Genomic DNA, 14,423 nt, shown 5'->3' on the forward strand with positions numbered 1-14,423 from the left:
GTGTCGTCCGATCAATTCAGCGAGCACAGAGGGCGCTTATGGCCAGCCTTACCATTGGCAATCTTGACCCGCAGATTTATGAGCAATTGCGCAACAACGCGCGCAGTAATGGCAGGTCCATGGAGGAAGAGGCTCGCTTGATTCTGAGGCGCGCTCTCGCTCAGATGGATGGTGCTCATGGATTGGGGACACGAATCAACAACCGATTCAAAACTAGTGGCGGGATCGTGTCGGATCTGCCACATCGCTAGAGTGGGCAGTGAATGCGAAGCAAGGGCTAACCCGAAATAACTTGTGTCTGTTCAAAAGCATTCGCGGGCAAGCCCGCTCCCACAGGTTCAGTGAGTAACCTGTAGGAGCGAGGCTTGCCCGCGAATGGATCTTTCATTCACCGCAAAGTGAATATCAAACCCGGAAGTGACTCACCATCATCTGCAACTGATTGCCCAACCGCGCCAGTTCAACACTGGACGCAGCGGTTTCGTCGCTGGCGGCGGCGGTCTGTTCGGACACGTCGCGCACGTTGATGATGCTGCGGCTGATCTCTTCGGCCACGGCGCTTTGTTGCTCGGCGGCGGCAGCGATTTGTTGGTTCATCGACTGGATGTTGGACACCGTGCGGGTGATGTTATCCAGTGATACGCCGGCCTTGCGAGTCAGCGCCACGCTGCTGTCGGTCAGGGTACGGCTGTTGTTCATCACCGCCGCCACTTGTTGAGTGCCGTTCTGCAAGCCGGCCACCAGGCCTTCGATTTCCTCGGTGGATTTTTGCGTGCGCTGGGCCAGGCCACGAACTTCGTCAGCCACCACCGCAAAACCACGACCGGCCTCACCGGCACGGGCTGCTTCGATGGCGGCGTTGAGGGCCAGCAGGTTGGTCTGTTCGGCCACGGCTTTGATCACATCCATGACGCTGCCGATCTTGTCGCTTTCCTGCTGCAGTACGCTCATCGCGTCAGTGGAGCGCGCCACTTCGCTGGCCAGACGCTCGATCTGGGCGATGGCTTCGTTGACCACTTTGTCGCCTTCGCGAGCTTCACCGTCAGCGGCGGCTGCGGCTTGGGAGGCTTCTTCGGCGTTGCGCGCGACTTCCTGCACGGTGGCCGTCATTTCGTGCATGGCGGTGGCGACCTGATCGGTTTCCACTTTCTGGCTGTTCACACCCGCGCTGGTCTGTTCGGTCACGGCCGACAGTTCTTCGGCGGCGCTGGCGATCTGAGTGACGCCGTCACGAATGCCACTGATCAAGTCCCGCAGGGTCACGCCCATGCGCGCAATGCCTTGCTGCAACACGCCGAGCTCGTCGCGGCGGGTGACTTTGATGTCTTGAGACAAGTCACCACCGGCGATGCGCTCGACCACTTTAAGGGTATCGCGCAACGGGCCGGTGATCTGACGGGTGATGACCACGGCGGCGATGATGCCCACCAGCAACGCCAGCAAGGTGCTGATCAATTGCAGTGTGCGGGCCTGGGCGCTTTCGGCATCACGGCGGTCGAGCTGGAATTGATACAGCTGATCGCTCAGGGTCACGATGGCGGCGCCCTGATCGGTCATTTCCTTACGCGCCTGCACCGCATCGCTATTGGCGGCTTTATAGGCTTGCAAGGCACTGCGGTAGTTGCTCAGGGCGGCTTCCAACTGACGCAGCGCGTCTTGTTGGGTTTCGGCGAAATGTGTGTTCAGTGATTTCAGGCTGGCGATGGCCGCATCCAGTTGGGAAACGGCTTTCTGCTCGGTCTCGGCATTGGTGTTGGCGGTGTAGCCGCGCACTTCATAGCGGGCAAGAATGAACGCTTCCTTGGCGGCGGTGATGGCCAGGAACTGTTCGAAGCGCTGATCGCTCAAGGGCATTTGCTGCACACGGATATTGATCGCATCGATCAGCTTGCTAGCGGTTTCGGCGTTGGCTGCCATGGCTTCGCGGGCGCTGTTGCCGGTGCGGTAGGCGCTGCGCATTTTGTTCAGCGACGTCTGATAAGCGGCGATGGTCGCGGCCTGCTCTTTGAGCATTTTGACGTTTTCAGGGTTTTTGAAGCTGCCCAGCAGAGCGGTTTGCTGAGCAACAAAACTGTCCAGGGTAGTTTGCACATTCTGTGCGGCGGTTTCGTCGCCGTTGGTCAGCATGTATTGCAGGCGAACCACGCGCAGCTTGGTCAGGCCGGCATTGAGCTGAGTGATGTCGCTCATCCAGTTGCTGCGGTCAATCAACCCGCCCAGGCTGGTCCAGCCGGTCAGGGCGAGGATGCAGGTCAGTGCCAGGACCAGGCCGAATCCCAGGCCCAGTTTCAGGTTCACGCTGATGTTGCCGAACCAGCTATTCATCAAATTCCTCCAGGAACGTTGCGCTTTTGATCGTCGGTTGGCTGGAAGATTTTTGTTTTTGGGAGCCAGCAAGGTGTGTAGCAGGTATGTATCGGCCGCAATCCCGGGAGCTGAAAGGATTTTGTCGGATGGAATCTGTAACAAGATTTTTACGCAGGTCTTAAGCTTTTTTTCACATGGGTTTCACCAGCAGCCGACGCGAGACTCTCTACTCTTACGGTTTTGCATGAATGTGATGCATGCCGGCGAGGCGGCTAAACGTGGAATTGAGACTGAGTCTGTTCGGGATAAAACGCTCGATCGATCTGAGCCGTTTGGCCCGTTATCGAAACGCTGTGGTCATCGTGGCTTCACTGTTGCTGGTGATCCCGCTGACCGTGTGGCTGTTGCGGCCTGCGGCTGTGCCCGACCTGGCCCATGGCAATGTGGCGGGTGCCCGTGCGCTGGTTGCGGGTTGGGCCAAGGGCGACATGATCGTGCTGGTGCGCCACGTCGAGCGTTGCGATCACTCCACCGCCGCCTGTCTGATTGGCGACGATGGCATTACGGATCGCTCGCGTAGCGTGGCGGTGGGGGTCGGTGCACAGTTTGAACATCTGGGCCTGAACAAGGCCGATATCTACAACAGTCCGGTCATCCGTGCGGCACAGACCTCCAGTTATATGTTCAACAAGGTTGGCGTCGGCGAAGACTGGCTGATCAACTGCAGGGGTAGCATGTTGCGCGATGCCCTGGCGCACAAAGTGGCCGGGCGCAACCTGATTCTGGTGACTCACAGCGAGTGCATGGATCAACTGGAAAAAGATCTCAAGCTGCCGACTGTTACTCTAGGCTACGGTGCTTCTCTGTTTATCTCCGCGGAAAAACCTCAGGAACCTCGCATGCTTGGTTCCATCGAAGCCTCTGACTGGCATTCGGTGACCACCGAATGAGCTTTTTCTTCATCCCTCTGGATCTGGACGTACGATGCTGACTTCTTCCCGTTACCGCTTTTACTGGGTGAACTTTGGTATTCCGCTGGCCTGCGCGGTCGCGGTGTTCCTGATGTTTGACATGACCAAAATCGACATCGCTTTCAGCGATCTTTTTTATGACCCGGTTACCCAGGTGTTTCCGTTGGAGCATGTCCGTCTGTTCGAACAGATCACCCATAAATGGGCGCGGATCATCCCGAACTGGACCGGTGAGATTGCGATCATCGGCGCCTTGCTGTCATTTCTCTGGCCGCGACTGAAGGCTGAAAAACATTCGAAGATCATCGCGTTCCTGGAAAAAATAAAAGTCGCGCCCGTGCTTCGGTTCGCCAGTAAACACCGCCGGGACTTCCTGTATATGGTGTTCGCGTTTTCCATCAGCACCGGCGTTATCCACTACCTCAAGAGCCACACCAGTGTGTATTGCCCGGTTGAAACCACTCAGTACGCCGGGAAAATCGAGCACAAGGAGTGGTACCAGAATTTTGACCTGCTGAAAGAAGCCGGTGACGGTCGCTGCTGGCCGGGTGGGCATGCGTCGGGTGGCTTCACCATGCTCGCGCTGTACTTCGTGGCTCGCCGCTACCGCTGGCGGCACGCCAAAGCGGTGATGTACGGCTCGCTGCTGCTCGGTTTCGTCTATGGCACGACACGTGTCCTGCAAGGCTGGCACTACATGTCCCACACCTTCTGGTCCGGGATCTTCGTGTGGCTGACGTGTTTGCTGACGGCATTGGCGTTCTATGGGCGGGCGCGGCTGGAACTGCCGTTGCTGCAGAAGGCTGTGGTACCCGTCGCCGAGCCGTTTACAGGGTCACAAAGTAGTAAGCCTGGCGCCCCACCTTCATTGTCTTGATCACCTTTAAGGGCGCGGCGGGTTCATTTACACCAGACATGAGTGCCACATTAGCCGGTGAGGCGCTCAGAAACTCATGCAATTGCGCCTCGGTATCCAGGCCTTTGAGGATGCGCCGGGTGTAGAACACACTGGCGCCGCCCACCCGCTCGTTGGCCTGAAACAACGCGACCTGCTGCCCGCTGTCCTGAAATGCCTGAATCTGTTCAGTCAGCGGCAGGAAGGACAGTGTGCGATCAGCGTGAGGCAATGCCCATTGAGCCGCAGCGACGTAGCTGCCGATCACCAAGGCTAGTACACCAACCCCTATACCGCGACGATGCCGGACAATCAGCCCCGGCAAGGTCGACGCACCGGTGTAGGCTTGAAGTCGCTCGAACAGCACGCTCGCATATTCTGCGGCAATCACCGCCGCTGCCGGCGTCATGGACATCATGTATACCGTGCGTTTGCTCGACGCCAGGGTCAGCATGACGAACTGCGCCAGCAGCCACACCGTGAAAAACAACAGGTAACGATTGGCCATCAGGCTTTTGCGAAAGTGCCACAGCCCCAGGTACACCAGAATGTTCCAGGGCGCGAAGGCCTCCGGCAGCTTGGCCAGATAGTAGTAGAACGGCTCGTAATGGCCGGCCTCGACGAAGGAGCCGCTGAAGCGCCCGACGCTATTGGTCAGCAACACTTCCCCCACGGCATGCACACCATCGCGCTGATACAGCACCGCGAGCCAGATCATCAGCGGCACCAATCCCAACAGTGTCAACAGGCCGGGGCGCAGCCAGTCCGAGGGCTTCAGGCGCTTGTCCATCAAGGTTTCGGCCAGCAGATACGCGAAGATCACCACCCCCGGCATCGCCAGCCCCAGCACGCCTTTGCTCAAGGTCGCGATAGCGATCCCTGATGCAAAAAGCAGGGCGTTGCCGACGGTCGAGTGCCGTTGACCATGAAAAAACGCCAGCAGCGCCATACTCACGCCGAAGGCCAGTAATGCGTCTTCGCCGACGCTGCGCGTATTACTCCAATAACTGGCCATGGTCGCCAGCAAAATCCCCGCCGTCCAGGCAACAACCTTGGGCCGGTTGAATCGCCGCAGCATCGTGTACAACAGCATCACACTGAACAGCCCGGCAAACGCGGACGTCAGTCGCACCGCCCACGGCGTACCACCGAATGCGCGAATCGCCCCGGCGTCGAGCCACAAGCTCAAGGGCGGTTTTTCAAGAAATGGCTCGCCGAACAAATGCGGGGTCACCCAGTCGTTATCCAGGTGCATCTCCATGGCAATTCCGGCGACCCGGGCCTCCGTGGAACCTTGTAATTGGTGATTGCTTAGGGCGAAGAAAAACAGCAGAGCGGCGAGTAGAAACAGTGAAGAGACGGGGCGTGACATGAGTTTCTGGCTAACCGAGCAGGGGACCGGGAACCCCAAGCATACGAGTTGAATGCTTAACGAAACATGAACGGCCAGCGAGAGGTCATGGGCGATGAATTTCTGCCCTGAGCCAAACCCTACACCACCGAGGACGAGGCCCGATCGTTCCTCGCGCGATCATCGGCTGCATTGGCTTGAAGCCCCGGCACCGTAACCGGTATGTGGTCGGCTATTGGGTCAATACCGAGTATTCGGGCAAAGGCTATATGCGCACGGCGCTTGAAGCGTTGATCAAAAGCATGCCCGGATTCACGTTTTACCTGACCATCGCCTCGGCCAATGTGGCGAGCCAGCGGCTGGCCGAAGCGGCCGGGTTTGGTTTGATCAGACGGTGTTATCAGAGGGCTTGTTTGCAGCCGCATGAGGCGCAGGATACGTATCTGTATCGGTTGAAATGATGGTGGGAGCAGTCACTGGAACCGACCGCTAACCAAATCGCAAAAAAAAAGCCCGCGGGAGGGCGGGCAAACCGTAGTTTCTTGAATGAGCGAGGGGGAATGTACAGGTTGGAGGGGGGCGGTGGGGTGAAGAAAAATTCATGTGGATGGATGGCTTCAGTCGCTCGTAGCTTCACCAAAGGTATGAATGAAAAGAAGCCCTGTCACGGTTCGGGGTTTATATTTTTATTTGATCAAATTTTCCGTGCGCCGGACATTTCCACGGTACGCGGAACGCAGCGCCACCTCCATTCAGATGTGCCTGACTCATGATCGACGGCCACCATCGCACCAGGTTATGCGCTTTGTTCCAATAAGACTCGTTTCCCCAATGCTTGGCCAAACAGAAGACCGGCAGTCCGCACTCGCGGAACGCTCTCTTTTCAATATCACCTTTTGTGAATTTGTCTTGAGAGATGACAGCCCATCCACCTTCTTCTCTCAGCACTGATATCCATGCCACATCAGCGGTGCTTTGCGGAAATTTATCCCTTAAAGACAGTACCGAATGGCCCTCAGCTTTAGTCAGTTCGTTCAAGGCTCGGGCCAACGCAGGGGGAAGATTGTTATCCAATAGGAACTTCAAGCCGCATTCCTTTGCTCAAAACTGACCGCTGCCTCAACTGCAGCAATAGGTATTTCATAGAGGCGGGCTACACGTTTGACGTCTCTGCCTTCAGCTCTGTAGGCGCTAAAAATGGCTGCTGTGTCAATTCCCGTACCTGACAGGACAGGTTTTCCAAAGTTTCGAGAGGGGTCGAGAACGATGGCTTTGCTGCGTTTGACCGGATACCAGCGCTGCGCTGAGCCTGATCCTGTGTAGTCGATACCTTCATAGAGCGAAGGTTTGATGACTTGTTCGAATGCATACTGTCGCTTGATCAAGTCCAGAAGTGCCTCATCCCCTGTTTCACCCATCACCGTGGCGAAGATGCTTCGTCCGTTGGTTTGAAAGCGTTTGCAGGTGAATGGGTACGCTTGGTTAAACAACTCTTTTGCTTGCTGCGAGGCACTACGGATGGCTTGCAGGCTTACGCCGTGTTGGCGAAAAGCATGAACGAAACGAATTTCCAGTAAGTCATGAAAACCTAGAACGCACTCGTTCACATCAGACAGCTCTGAGTCCCAAAGCCCCGGATGCTGAACACCGTGGGCGGTGTATCCGAATAACCAGCGGCGTATATCGGTAGCTGAAATCCCGGTGTAAAGCGAAGCTTCTGCTGGGGTGTACAAGCCAATGCCGACAAGGCGGCTAGGTAGCTTAATGTTTTGCATGTTGGCCTCCTTGTCAGCAGGTGATCCGATGGATGGATTCTGGTCGTAAGGGTGAACTCAAGCAACTGGTCGGGGACGAACCGCTGTTTTGTTTGGGCAGAGTAGGTTTGAAGCGTGAGCTACACAATCAGCTCGGAGTCGTCACGGCTTGCAGGAAATTTCTGAAAACCCTGTCCTGTAAGTCGCTTGGGCGAAAACGTGGCTACTCTGTCGTCTATTGAGTCGACAGTAAGTTGCAGATTATGAAACCTAGTGTTGAGTCGTCTGACACTGCATTGTCTCGTATAAGTAACATTCAGCTTCAATTGTCATGCATACATAACATCTCTACCCATTCAAAGCCCAAAAAGGCATCTGCGATATTCTCGTCAGGTGCCTTTTTGTGTTGGGGGAGCGGTAAAGACTCCATTCGATCAACGAGCGCGATCACTCAGTGAAGAACGGGAGGCTCTCCCGCGGCCACTGACGCGTTCGGATCAAGGTTATCCTTCGCTCGGTTGACCAAAAGCTCGGTCAGCATCGTCAACTGCTGAAGCGCCAGTGCCACATTGCGCTGTGGGCCTTCGAGTCGGTCGGCAAAGTCCAGCGTCATGACGTTGAGGGACGCCAGGGTTTCGCTGGCGTGAGCGAGCAGGGTGGGCATGTCGACGTCGGGGCGGACGCTGAAGATGTTCCTGTTCACGTTGCGCCGGCGGGCGCTGACAGCGCGCTCGGTGGTTTTGGGCTGTTGGGTTGGGTCGAGAGTTTCAGGCTGTGAAGTGGCCGTATTTTTCAGTGGGATTCGGGTGATCTTTTTCATAAGGGCGTTCCATTGGTTTGGGGATCCTTACGTAATTTCGGCTTGTTAAAACCATCCGCAGGGTCGCAGCGAAGGGTGAAGATTATCTTCCAGAAATGTTGTTCGCCAGTTCATGACAGTCGCTACGGGTTGCAGGAAAATTCCCAGGATGACGTGGTTCTAATCTGTCAGAGAAATCCTTTTTCACTACCCTGAGCAACCGCCGTGCCGTCTCAGCCGCTCAGTGTTGGTGCCTGTGATGGATATCGGGAAAGTGCGGATGACTGTGTTTGATGGGAGCGTGGTCGTGTAAATGGCTATGAGGTTCAGTGCCGTCCCACTCAAAGGCATGTTCATGTTGATGATGTTCATCGTGAATATGCGGATGGTCATGTGTTTGCGGATCGTGTTGGTGCTCGTGAGAATGGCTTTCGGTCAGGTGTATCCAGACGCCAACCCCCATCAGGCCGGCAGCCACCCAAAACACCCACGTCACCGCTTCGCCTAACAACAGGATCGAAATAGCGGCCCCCAGGAACGGTGCAGTAGAGAAGTACGCACCTGTGCGCGCGGTGCCAAGCCCGCGCAAAGCCAAAACGAATAGCACCAGGCTAACGCCGTAGCCCAAAAAGCCTACGAGTAGCGTTGGCCCCAATAGAGATAACTCGGGGAGATGCATGCCAAGAGCAATCCCTATAGTGCAGTTGACGATCCCGGCGACCAATCCTTTGATGCCAGCGATGAACAATGCATCCGATGCGGAAACCTTCCGGGTAAGGTTGTTATCGATAGCCCAACAAAAACAGGCAATCACCACGGCGACCGGGCCAACCCAACCATGGATCTGTGCGGAAGTTTGAGGCCAACCCAAGAGCACGCCACCGGCAACGATTGCGATCATTCCAGCGACGATCCGCCGGTCGGCGTTCTCCTTGAACACCATCCAGGCAAGCAGGGCGGTTAACACCGCTTCAAGGTTTAGCAACAGCGAAGCAGTGGTAGCGGATGTGAGAGTAAGGCCGAACATTAAAGACACCGGCCCCAGCACGCCGCCGAACGCGATAGCGCCAATGAGCCATGGCCATTCGGAAAGGGTTAAGCCGACAGGTTGCCAGCCGCGATCGCGGATCAGCCGGGTAACCGTGAGACCCAAGCCACTTCCCAGGTAAAGCAAACCGGCGAGCAAAACGGGTGAAACGTTCAGCCCCAGGACCTTGGCAAGCGGTGTACTGGCACCAAACAGCGCTGCAGCCCCCAAGGCGTATAAAACGCTTTTGTTCATCATCTGTTCCGTAGCAAAAGGCATGGTGGAGAGACACGATACTCGTCATGCATCGACAGCGCATTGAATCGAATCCACAAAAAAGGCACCTGCGATAGGCTCGTCAGGTGCCTTTTTGCGTTGGGGGCGCGGCTGCCGGAATCGTTAAGACGCTGAAACCTGCCTCTGCAACCGCCGCCCAACCACATCCAGCAAATCGCAACCATCGCGCAACGAAGTCACCAACACCCGCGCCAGCTCACTGTGAACGCCTTCACTTACAGCGAAGCTCTCCAGCAATTGAGTCGCCGTGCGGATGCGGTAGGCCGCCGTTTCATGCAGCACATCCAGCGGCGCTTCGGTGTCGATCAGCAGCGACGCGATAGTGCAGTCGATGCCGGTGATCGGCATGTATCGATCCATGACAAAACCTCCATTCGATCAACGATCGCGATTGCTCAGTGGCTGACGGGCTCGACCGCCGGCATGGGCGAATCAAGGTTATCCAGCGCTCGATTGATCAACATCTCGGCCAGCACGGCCAGTTGCTGCATCGCCAACGCCACATTGCGATGCGAGCCTTCGAGATGGTCGGCCAGGTCGGTGGTCATGACGTTCAAGGAGGCCAGGGTTTCACTGGCGTGACCGAGCAGGGTGGGGGTGTCGACGTCGGGGAGGATGGTGAACACATGGCTCACGGGATCGGGCTGTTTCGGGTTGCGCAAGCGGGCGCTGACGGCGCGTTGGGTGGCTTGGGAGAGTTGGGTCAGGTCGAGGTCTTCCGACTCTGAAAGGGTTGAGTTTTCAAGTGGGTTGGTCTTTTTCATAGAGGAACTCCGAAAGGTTAGGGATCCCTACGCTTTTCGGCCTGTCAAAACCGTCCGCCGGGTTGCAGCGAAGAGGGAAGGTTATCTTCTTGGATTGTTACTCGCCAGTTCATGAGGTTCGCCACAACTTGAGGGAAATGTCCTAGGACATGGTTAGTTTTCCTCCTGAGGGGCGTGACGCTGGGCAGGGGGCCGATGAGCGTCTGGATGCCGTCGATGAGCCATTTGAGCGGGGCGAAGCTGGGCTGCATGTCGATGATCTGGAGGGCTTGGCGCATGGCATTTCCGGGCGCTCGCGGCGACGGTTGGATGTTTTGGGCGCGGGGGGATTTGTGGTGGTGTGGTTGGCCTCTTCGCGGGCAAGCCCGCTCCCACAGGGGGACGTGTGAGCATCGATTGCCAAACCCCAGATGCAACAAAGCCCGCACTTGGCGGGCTTTGTCGTTTTCGGATTGGTGGGCCGGGGCCGTTTGAACTGGCATGTTTTTACGCTGTAAACATTGGACTTTACGTCTTTTGGTTTTGACAGGGATACAGCTGGGGATACACGGTGCTTTCTGCTGGGTGATTTTTTACCGCCGAATAATGCGCAAAATTTCCAAGCTCATCCTCCGACGGGTGGCGCGCCTGTCTCTCCGAAATCGTAGTTGATGCAAAAGGGATGCTCATCACCACCCCGGATCAGGGTAGTGGTCTTCCATGGGGTTAGTTCTCGCAAATCGTCGTTCGAGACAAAAGGCCGCTACCAGGATGACTGGCCTCCCATTTCGCTAGGGCATGTGTCGCGACACGTTCCTGATTGCGCAAAATGTGTCGTGTGCTTGAGGCTAATCCATGCTGTCCGGATTGGTGGACGGTGGTATGGCACTTTGCTAGCCTCGTAGCCGGCTGGGATATTCAGTCGGTGCTCGAACTCGTCTTCTCAGCTCACGCGACTCTCAGGTGAGGGTAATTGCTTGTGCGCCTGAACGGCATAAGAGCTGCTCACATACTCTTTAGCCAGCGAGATATTTACTTTCAGAAAACAGGGATGACCATGAAGTTATTTCAACGTTTGTTTAAGCAAGCTGAGCCTTGCATTGATCTGCGCGCTGGTCGAGTAGAGGTGTAGTGGTCTAATGAAACCGGACACCCATTTAGGCGAGAATGCTCGCCAGATCGAGGTGTCAGATGACCAAACAACGCCGTTCCTTTTCTGCTGAATTCAAACGCGAGGCTGCCGACCTCGTGCTCAAGCAAAACTACAGCTACATCGAAGCCAGCCGTTCACTTGGCGTCGGCGAGTCGGCCCTGCGCCGCTGGGTCGATCAGGTTCAGCAGGAGCGCCAAGGCGTCACGCCGCAGAGCAAAGCGCTGACCCCAGAACAGCAGAAAATCCAGGAGCTGGAAGCCCGGATCGCCCGCCTTGAACGGGAAAAATCGATATTAAAAAAGGCTACCGCGCTCTTGATGTCGGAAGATCACGAGCGTACGCGCTGATCAATCAGCTGAGCGTCCATGAGCCAGTTGATTGGCTGTGCAAGGTGTTTGAAGTCACTCGTTCGTGCTACTACGCCCAGCGCCTTAGGCACCGCACGCCCGATGTTGAACGACTTAGGTTGCGCAGCCGGGTGAGCGAGTTGTTCACGCAAAGTCGTAGCGCTGCCGGGAGCCGCAGCATCTTGTCGCTGATGCTTGAAGACGGTGAGCAGCTCGGTCGATTCAAAGTACGCAGCTTGATGCGCGAACTTGATTTAGTCAGTAAACAACCCGGCTCACATGCCTACAAACGAGCGACAGTAGAAAGACTCGATATCCCGAATACCTTGAACCGTGAGTTTGATGTGCCAGCCCCGAATCAAGTCTGGTGCGGCGACATCACCTACATTTGGGCCCAGGGGAAATGGCATTACTTGGCGGTCGTGCTGGATCTTTGCACGCGCCGGGTGGTGGGTTGGGCGTTGTCGGAAAAGCCGGACGCCGATCTGGTGATCAAGGCCCTGGATATGGCCTACGAGCAGCGTGGCAGACCTTCGGGTCTGCTGTTTCACTCGGATCAGGGGGCGCAATACGCAAGCCGGCTATTTCGTCAGCGATTGTGGAGATACCGCATACGCCAGAGCATGAGCCGGCGTGGGAACTGCTGGGATAACGCGCCAATGGAGCGTGTGTTCCGCAGCTTGAAAACCGAGTGGATACCGACCCTAGGCTACAGAACTGCGCAGGAAGTACAGCGCGATATCAGCCATTTTTTGATGCATCGGTACAACTGGATTCGGCCCCACCAATTCAACGGTGGGTTGGCGCCAGCCCGGGCCGAAGAAAAACTTAACGTCGTGTCCGGGATCAGTTGACCACTACAGACTGCCGGCGACGGTCAGCTCAGCGATGCCCTCACGAATGAACACCAGGTTCTCGTCAAGCGAGTGAAAAGGGGACGAGTGAAAAGGGGACAAATTTATTTGCAGTGTTGATCGTCTGCTCCTGGCCGATTCTGTTGAAAAAGTCGGGTTGCCCAAAACGCTCGAATATTGATAGGTGAAAGCCAAAACACAGATTTCAATCTCAGGCGCGTACTTTTCTGCTGTGGAAACCGAAGCCGACTTTTTCAACAGAATCGGCCGGTATCGGCCCTTGATAGATGAGCCTAGCCTACTTTTAGAACAAATCTGCTAAGGTCGACCATCGTTGAAAACCGCTGACAGGGAGTCATGCATGGCAAAGCCAGCCGCACGTATCACCGATCCGACCAGTTGCTCAATGCCTGGGCATGGCGCCAAAGCCATCGCTTCCGGATCCTCTGACGTATTCTTCGACGGGCTCGCTGCAGCCCGCAAAGGCGATTCCTGCACCTGTGGCAGCGCCTTGGTCTCAGGCGTATCAGCTACTGTGTTCATCAACGGCAAAAACGCCGCTCTAATCGATACCGTGGGCACTCATGGCGACATCGTGATCGGTGGCTCAGGCACGGTGATTATCGGCGACTCGCACACCCCCGCACCGTTCATACCTCCCGTGCCTCTCACCATTCAGAAAACCTACGGGCAGTCGTTCAGTATCACTGATAGTGAAACAGGCAATCCGTTGGCCTTCCGCGACTATGTGGCGACTATCAACGGTGTAGAGACAATCGGCGTTACGGATGCCAACGGCATAGCGCATGTAAAGACACCCACGCCAGACGCAAAAATCTCCCTTCACATCAAGTTCAACGCTCCGGCCCGAACGCTTCATGAACTGTCGGAGAAGCAGTGATGACGAGCCAATTTGCGACTCAAGCGACTGCACAGGAGATCAAGCCTGGCGAGTTCATGTGCCCAATCCCAATCACTGTGAACGACCGGGCCGCTACGCGCGAGGCGATCATCAAAAAGGTTCGATCGCTGAACGCAACGTTCGTCGAGCGATCCTCTTGGGGAGCGGTGAAAGGCAAGCCGGATATGGTCATGGATTGGGACTACAGCATGATTGCCCTGCACCATGCCGGGCGAAGCCATAGCTGCACCCCCGGTGCAGAGCAGATGCAGGAGATCCAAAAAGGCCACCTGAGCCAGAAGTACGACGATATCGGCTACCACTACGGGATCGACTGCACCGGACAGATTTTCGAAGGTCGTGATATCCGGCTTCAGGGTTCGAGCGTTTTGAAGTTCAACACCGGTTTGATCGGCATTGTGTTACTGGAAAACCTGACGACGCCGGAAGAGGGTGGCGACTGGGTCGCGAAAGGACGCGTCGCCCTCGACAGCATCGGCTACAGCACCACAAACGTGATTCCTGATGCTCAAATCGTCGCGTTGATGCACCTGATCGACGCGCTGAAAAGCGTGTTCGTCATCAAGCACTTTGGTGGCCATAGGGAGTATCCAGGGCAGGCGTCCGAGGGGAAAATCTGTCCAGGCAATATCGGTATGGAATTGGTGAGAAACCTCCGAGCCAAGACCCAACTTTTGCCTCCACCGGCGCCGAAAGAATGAAAAAGCTTTTGTTTGCTGCAGTGTTGGCGGTATTGGCTGTGCTCTACGTCGGCTACTACGAAGCCCTTGAAGATGGCGACATTGAGACCATCCTGTTCATCAAGAAGCACCCCACGTTCCAGGTGAAGTTCTACAACATCCACGCCAACGATGGAGAGATCAGGCACGTCGAACGACTCACGGACGAGGAGCGAAAGTGGATCATTGACTACTGCCGGTATCGGCTGGGAATCGATACGGATCTGAAAGCACAGAGCGATATTGAGATGTGCAGAAAAAAATAGAGTCATCCGGGTAGGAAG

The 14,423-nt window shown here is 56.1% G+C and carries 17 protein-coding genes and 1 pseudogene; 8 read left to right on the plus strand and 10 right to left on the minus strand.

The annotated features are described in order from the left end of the window. Positions 1-38 precede the first annotated feature (38 nt). Entirely contained in the window at positions 39-251 is a 213-nt protein-coding gene (locus AC30D7_RS06405) for a FitA-like ribbon-helix-helix domain-containing protein (RefSeq protein ID WP_490133482.1), read from the plus strand. 154 nt (positions 252-405) lie between these two features. On the opposite strand, the gene AC30D7_RS06410 is transcribed toward AC30D7_RS06405, so the two are convergent. Continuing rightward, entirely contained in the window at positions 406-1,269 is an 864-nt protein-coding gene (locus tag AC30D7_RS06410; RefSeq protein ID WP_490133587.1) for a methyl-accepting chemotaxis protein, read from the minus strand. Positions 1,270-1,311: 42 nt separating this feature from the next. Continuing rightward, positions 1,312-2,325 (minus strand): annotated as a pseudogene (locus tag AC30D7_RS06415) (methyl-accepting chemotaxis protein); the annotation flags it as partial. Between the two features lie 260 nt (positions 2,326-2,585). On the opposite strand from AC30D7_RS06415, the gene pmrG reads away from it, so the two are divergent. Next, on the plus strand, positions 2,586-3,257 hold the full coding sequence (gene pmrG, locus AC30D7_RS06420; RefSeq protein ID WP_490133483.1) for a lipopolysaccharide core heptose(II)-phosphate phosphatase PmrG: 672 nt from the start codon (positions 2,586-2,588) through the stop codon (positions 3,255-3,257). Positions 3,258-3,291: 34 nt separating this feature from the next. After that, a complete protein-coding gene (locus AC30D7_RS06425; protein ID WP_490133484.1) occupies positions 3,292-4,155 on the plus strand; it encodes a phosphatase PAP2 family protein in 864 nt (287 codons plus the stop codon). On the opposite strand, the gene AC30D7_RS06430 is transcribed toward AC30D7_RS06425, so the two are convergent. Beyond that, a complete protein-coding gene (locus AC30D7_RS06430) occupies positions 4,106-5,545 on the minus strand; it encodes an ArnT family glycosyltransferase (protein WP_490133485.1) in 1,440 nt (479 codons plus the stop codon). The genes AC30D7_RS06425 and AC30D7_RS06430 overlap by 50 nt on opposite strands. A gap of 176 nt (positions 5,546-5,721) precedes the next feature. Between AC30D7_RS06430 and AC30D7_RS06435 the strand changes: the two genes are divergently transcribed. After that, positions 5,722-5,985, plus strand: a complete 264-nt coding sequence (locus AC30D7_RS06435) for a GNAT family N-acetyltransferase (protein WP_490133486.1) — start codon at positions 5,722-5,724, stop codon at positions 5,983-5,985. Positions 5,986-6,202: 217 nt separating this feature from the next. Here AC30D7_RS06435 and AC30D7_RS06440 read toward each other — a convergent pair whose 3' ends face one another. The 7 genes from AC30D7_RS06440 to AC30D7_RS06470 all read right to left on the minus strand — a co-directional run bounded on the left by AC30D7_RS06440 (position 6,203) and on the right by AC30D7_RS06470 (position 10,443). Continuing rightward, positions 6,203-6,610: a PIN-like domain-containing protein gene (locus AC30D7_RS06440; protein WP_018929437.1), complete on the minus strand. Its 408-nt coding sequence runs from the start codon at positions 6,608-6,610 to the stop codon at positions 6,203-6,205. Continuing rightward, on the minus strand, positions 6,607-7,299 hold the full coding sequence (locus tag AC30D7_RS06445; protein WP_490133487.1) for a DUF433 domain-containing protein: 693 nt from the start codon (positions 7,297-7,299) through the stop codon (positions 6,607-6,609). Before AC30D7_RS06445 ends, AC30D7_RS06440 begins: the two co-directional genes overlap by 4 nt. Before the next feature lie 430 nt (positions 7,300-7,729). Beyond that, positions 7,730-8,098 (minus strand): DUF6124 family protein, encoded by a 369-nt coding sequence (locus AC30D7_RS06450; RefSeq protein ID WP_028939926.1) that lies wholly within the window; start codon positions 8,096-8,098, stop codon positions 7,730-7,732. Between the two features lie 220 nt (positions 8,099-8,318). Next, positions 8,319-9,359 carry a DMT family transporter gene (locus AC30D7_RS06455; RefSeq protein WP_490133488.1) on the minus strand — a complete coding sequence of 347 codons (1,041 nt, stop codon included), beginning with the start codon at positions 9,357-9,359 and terminating at the stop codon, positions 8,319-8,321. A gap of 144 nt (positions 9,360-9,503) precedes the next feature. Next, complete coding sequence (locus AC30D7_RS06460) at positions 9,504-9,761, minus strand: hypothetical protein (protein ID WP_018929441.1); 258 nt, start codon at positions 9,759-9,761, stop codon at positions 9,504-9,506. A gap of 35 nt (positions 9,762-9,796) precedes the next feature. Next, on the minus strand, positions 9,797-10,165 hold the full coding sequence (locus AC30D7_RS06465; protein ID WP_490133489.1) for a DUF6124 family protein: 369 nt from the start codon (positions 10,163-10,165) through the stop codon (positions 9,797-9,799). 44 nt (positions 10,166-10,209) lie between these two features. Further along, the gene (locus AC30D7_RS06470) at positions 10,210-10,443 is read right to left on the minus strand and encodes a hypothetical protein (protein WP_490133490.1); all 234 of its coding nucleotides are present in this window, start codon (positions 10,441-10,443) and stop codon (positions 10,210-10,212) included. Between the two features lie 892 nt (positions 10,444-11,335). Here AC30D7_RS06470 and AC30D7_RS06475 point away from each other — a divergent pair. From AC30D7_RS06475 to AC30D7_RS06490, 4 genes are all read left to right on the plus strand, one after another. Continuing rightward, positions 11,336-12,498, plus strand: a protein-coding gene (locus tag AC30D7_RS06475) for an IS3 family transposase (RefSeq protein WP_490133491.1) whose coding sequence is annotated in 2 segments (ribosomal slippage) — positions 11,336-11,591 and positions 11,591-12,498 — 1,164 coding nt in all. Because the reading frame shifts where the segments join, the coding sequence is not laid out codon by codon here. Positions 12,499-12,859: 361 nt separating this feature from the next. Beyond that, positions 12,860-13,399: a PAAR domain-containing protein gene (locus AC30D7_RS06480; RefSeq protein ID WP_490133492.1), complete on the plus strand. Its 540-nt coding sequence runs from the start codon at positions 12,860-12,862 to the stop codon at positions 13,397-13,399. Next, positions 13,399-14,121: an N-acetylmuramoyl-L-alanine amidase gene (locus tag AC30D7_RS06485; protein WP_490133493.1), complete on the plus strand. Its 723-nt coding sequence runs from the start codon at positions 13,399-13,401 to the stop codon at positions 14,119-14,121. The genes AC30D7_RS06480 and AC30D7_RS06485 overlap by 1 nt, the downstream gene beginning before the upstream one ends. Further along, entirely contained in the window at positions 14,118-14,405 is a 288-nt protein-coding gene (locus AC30D7_RS06490) for a hypothetical protein (protein WP_019651040.1), read from the plus strand. The genes AC30D7_RS06485 and AC30D7_RS06490 overlap by 4 nt, the downstream gene beginning before the upstream one ends. Positions 14,406-14,423 lie beyond the last annotated feature (18 nt).

The organism is Pseudomonas sp. DF5 (genome assembly GCF_058148225.1).

Bases quoted from the DNA above. Each gene is read 5' to 3' on its own strand.
- AC30D7_RS06465 (WP_490133489.1), bottom strand. From the start codon at position 10,165: ATGAAAAAGACCAACCCACTTGAAAACTCAACCCTTTCAGAGTCGGAA.
- AC30D7_RS06450 (WP_028939926.1), bottom strand. From the start codon at position 8,098: ATGAAAAAGATCACCCGAATCCCACTGAAAAATACGGCCACTTCACAG.
- AC30D7_RS06405 (WP_490133482.1), top strand. From the start codon at position 39: ATGGCCAGCCTTACCATTGGCAATCTTGACCCGCAGATTTATGAGCAA.
- AC30D7_RS06485 (WP_490133493.1), top strand. From the start codon at position 13,399: ATGACGAGCCAATTTGCGACTCAAGCGACTGCACAGGAGATCAAGCCT.
- AC30D7_RS06480 (WP_490133492.1), top strand. From the start codon at position 12,860: ATGGCAAAGCCAGCCGCACGTATCACCGATCCGACCAGTTGCTCAATG.
- AC30D7_RS06425 (WP_490133484.1), top strand. From the start codon at position 3,292: ATGCTGACTTCTTCCCGTTACCGCTTTTACTGGGTGAACTTTGGTATT.
- AC30D7_RS06470 (WP_490133490.1), bottom strand. From the start codon at position 10,443: ATGCGCCAAGCCCTCCAGATCATCGACATGCAGCCCAGCTTCGCCCCG.
- AC30D7_RS06460 (WP_018929441.1), bottom strand. From the start codon at position 9,761: ATGGATCGATACATGCCGATCACCGGCATCGACTGCACTATCGCGTCG.
- AC30D7_RS06490 (WP_019651040.1), top strand. From the start codon at position 14,118: ATGAAAAAGCTTTTGTTTGCTGCAGTGTTGGCGGTATTGGCTGTGCTC.
- AC30D7_RS06455 (WP_490133488.1), bottom strand. From the start codon at position 9,359: ATGAACAAAAGCGTTTTATACGCCTTGGGGGCTGCAGCGCTGTTTGGT.
- AC30D7_RS06430 (WP_490133485.1), bottom strand. From the start codon at position 5,545: ATGTCACGCCCCGTCTCTTCACTGTTTCTACTCGCCGCTCTGCTGTTT.
- AC30D7_RS06445 (WP_490133487.1), bottom strand. From the start codon at position 7,299: ATGCAAAACATTAAGCTACCTAGCCGCCTTGTCGGCATTGGCTTGTAC.
- AC30D7_RS06410 (WP_490133587.1), bottom strand. From the start codon at position 1,269: ATGGGCGTGACCCTGCGGGACTTGATCAGTGGCATTCGTGACGGCGTC.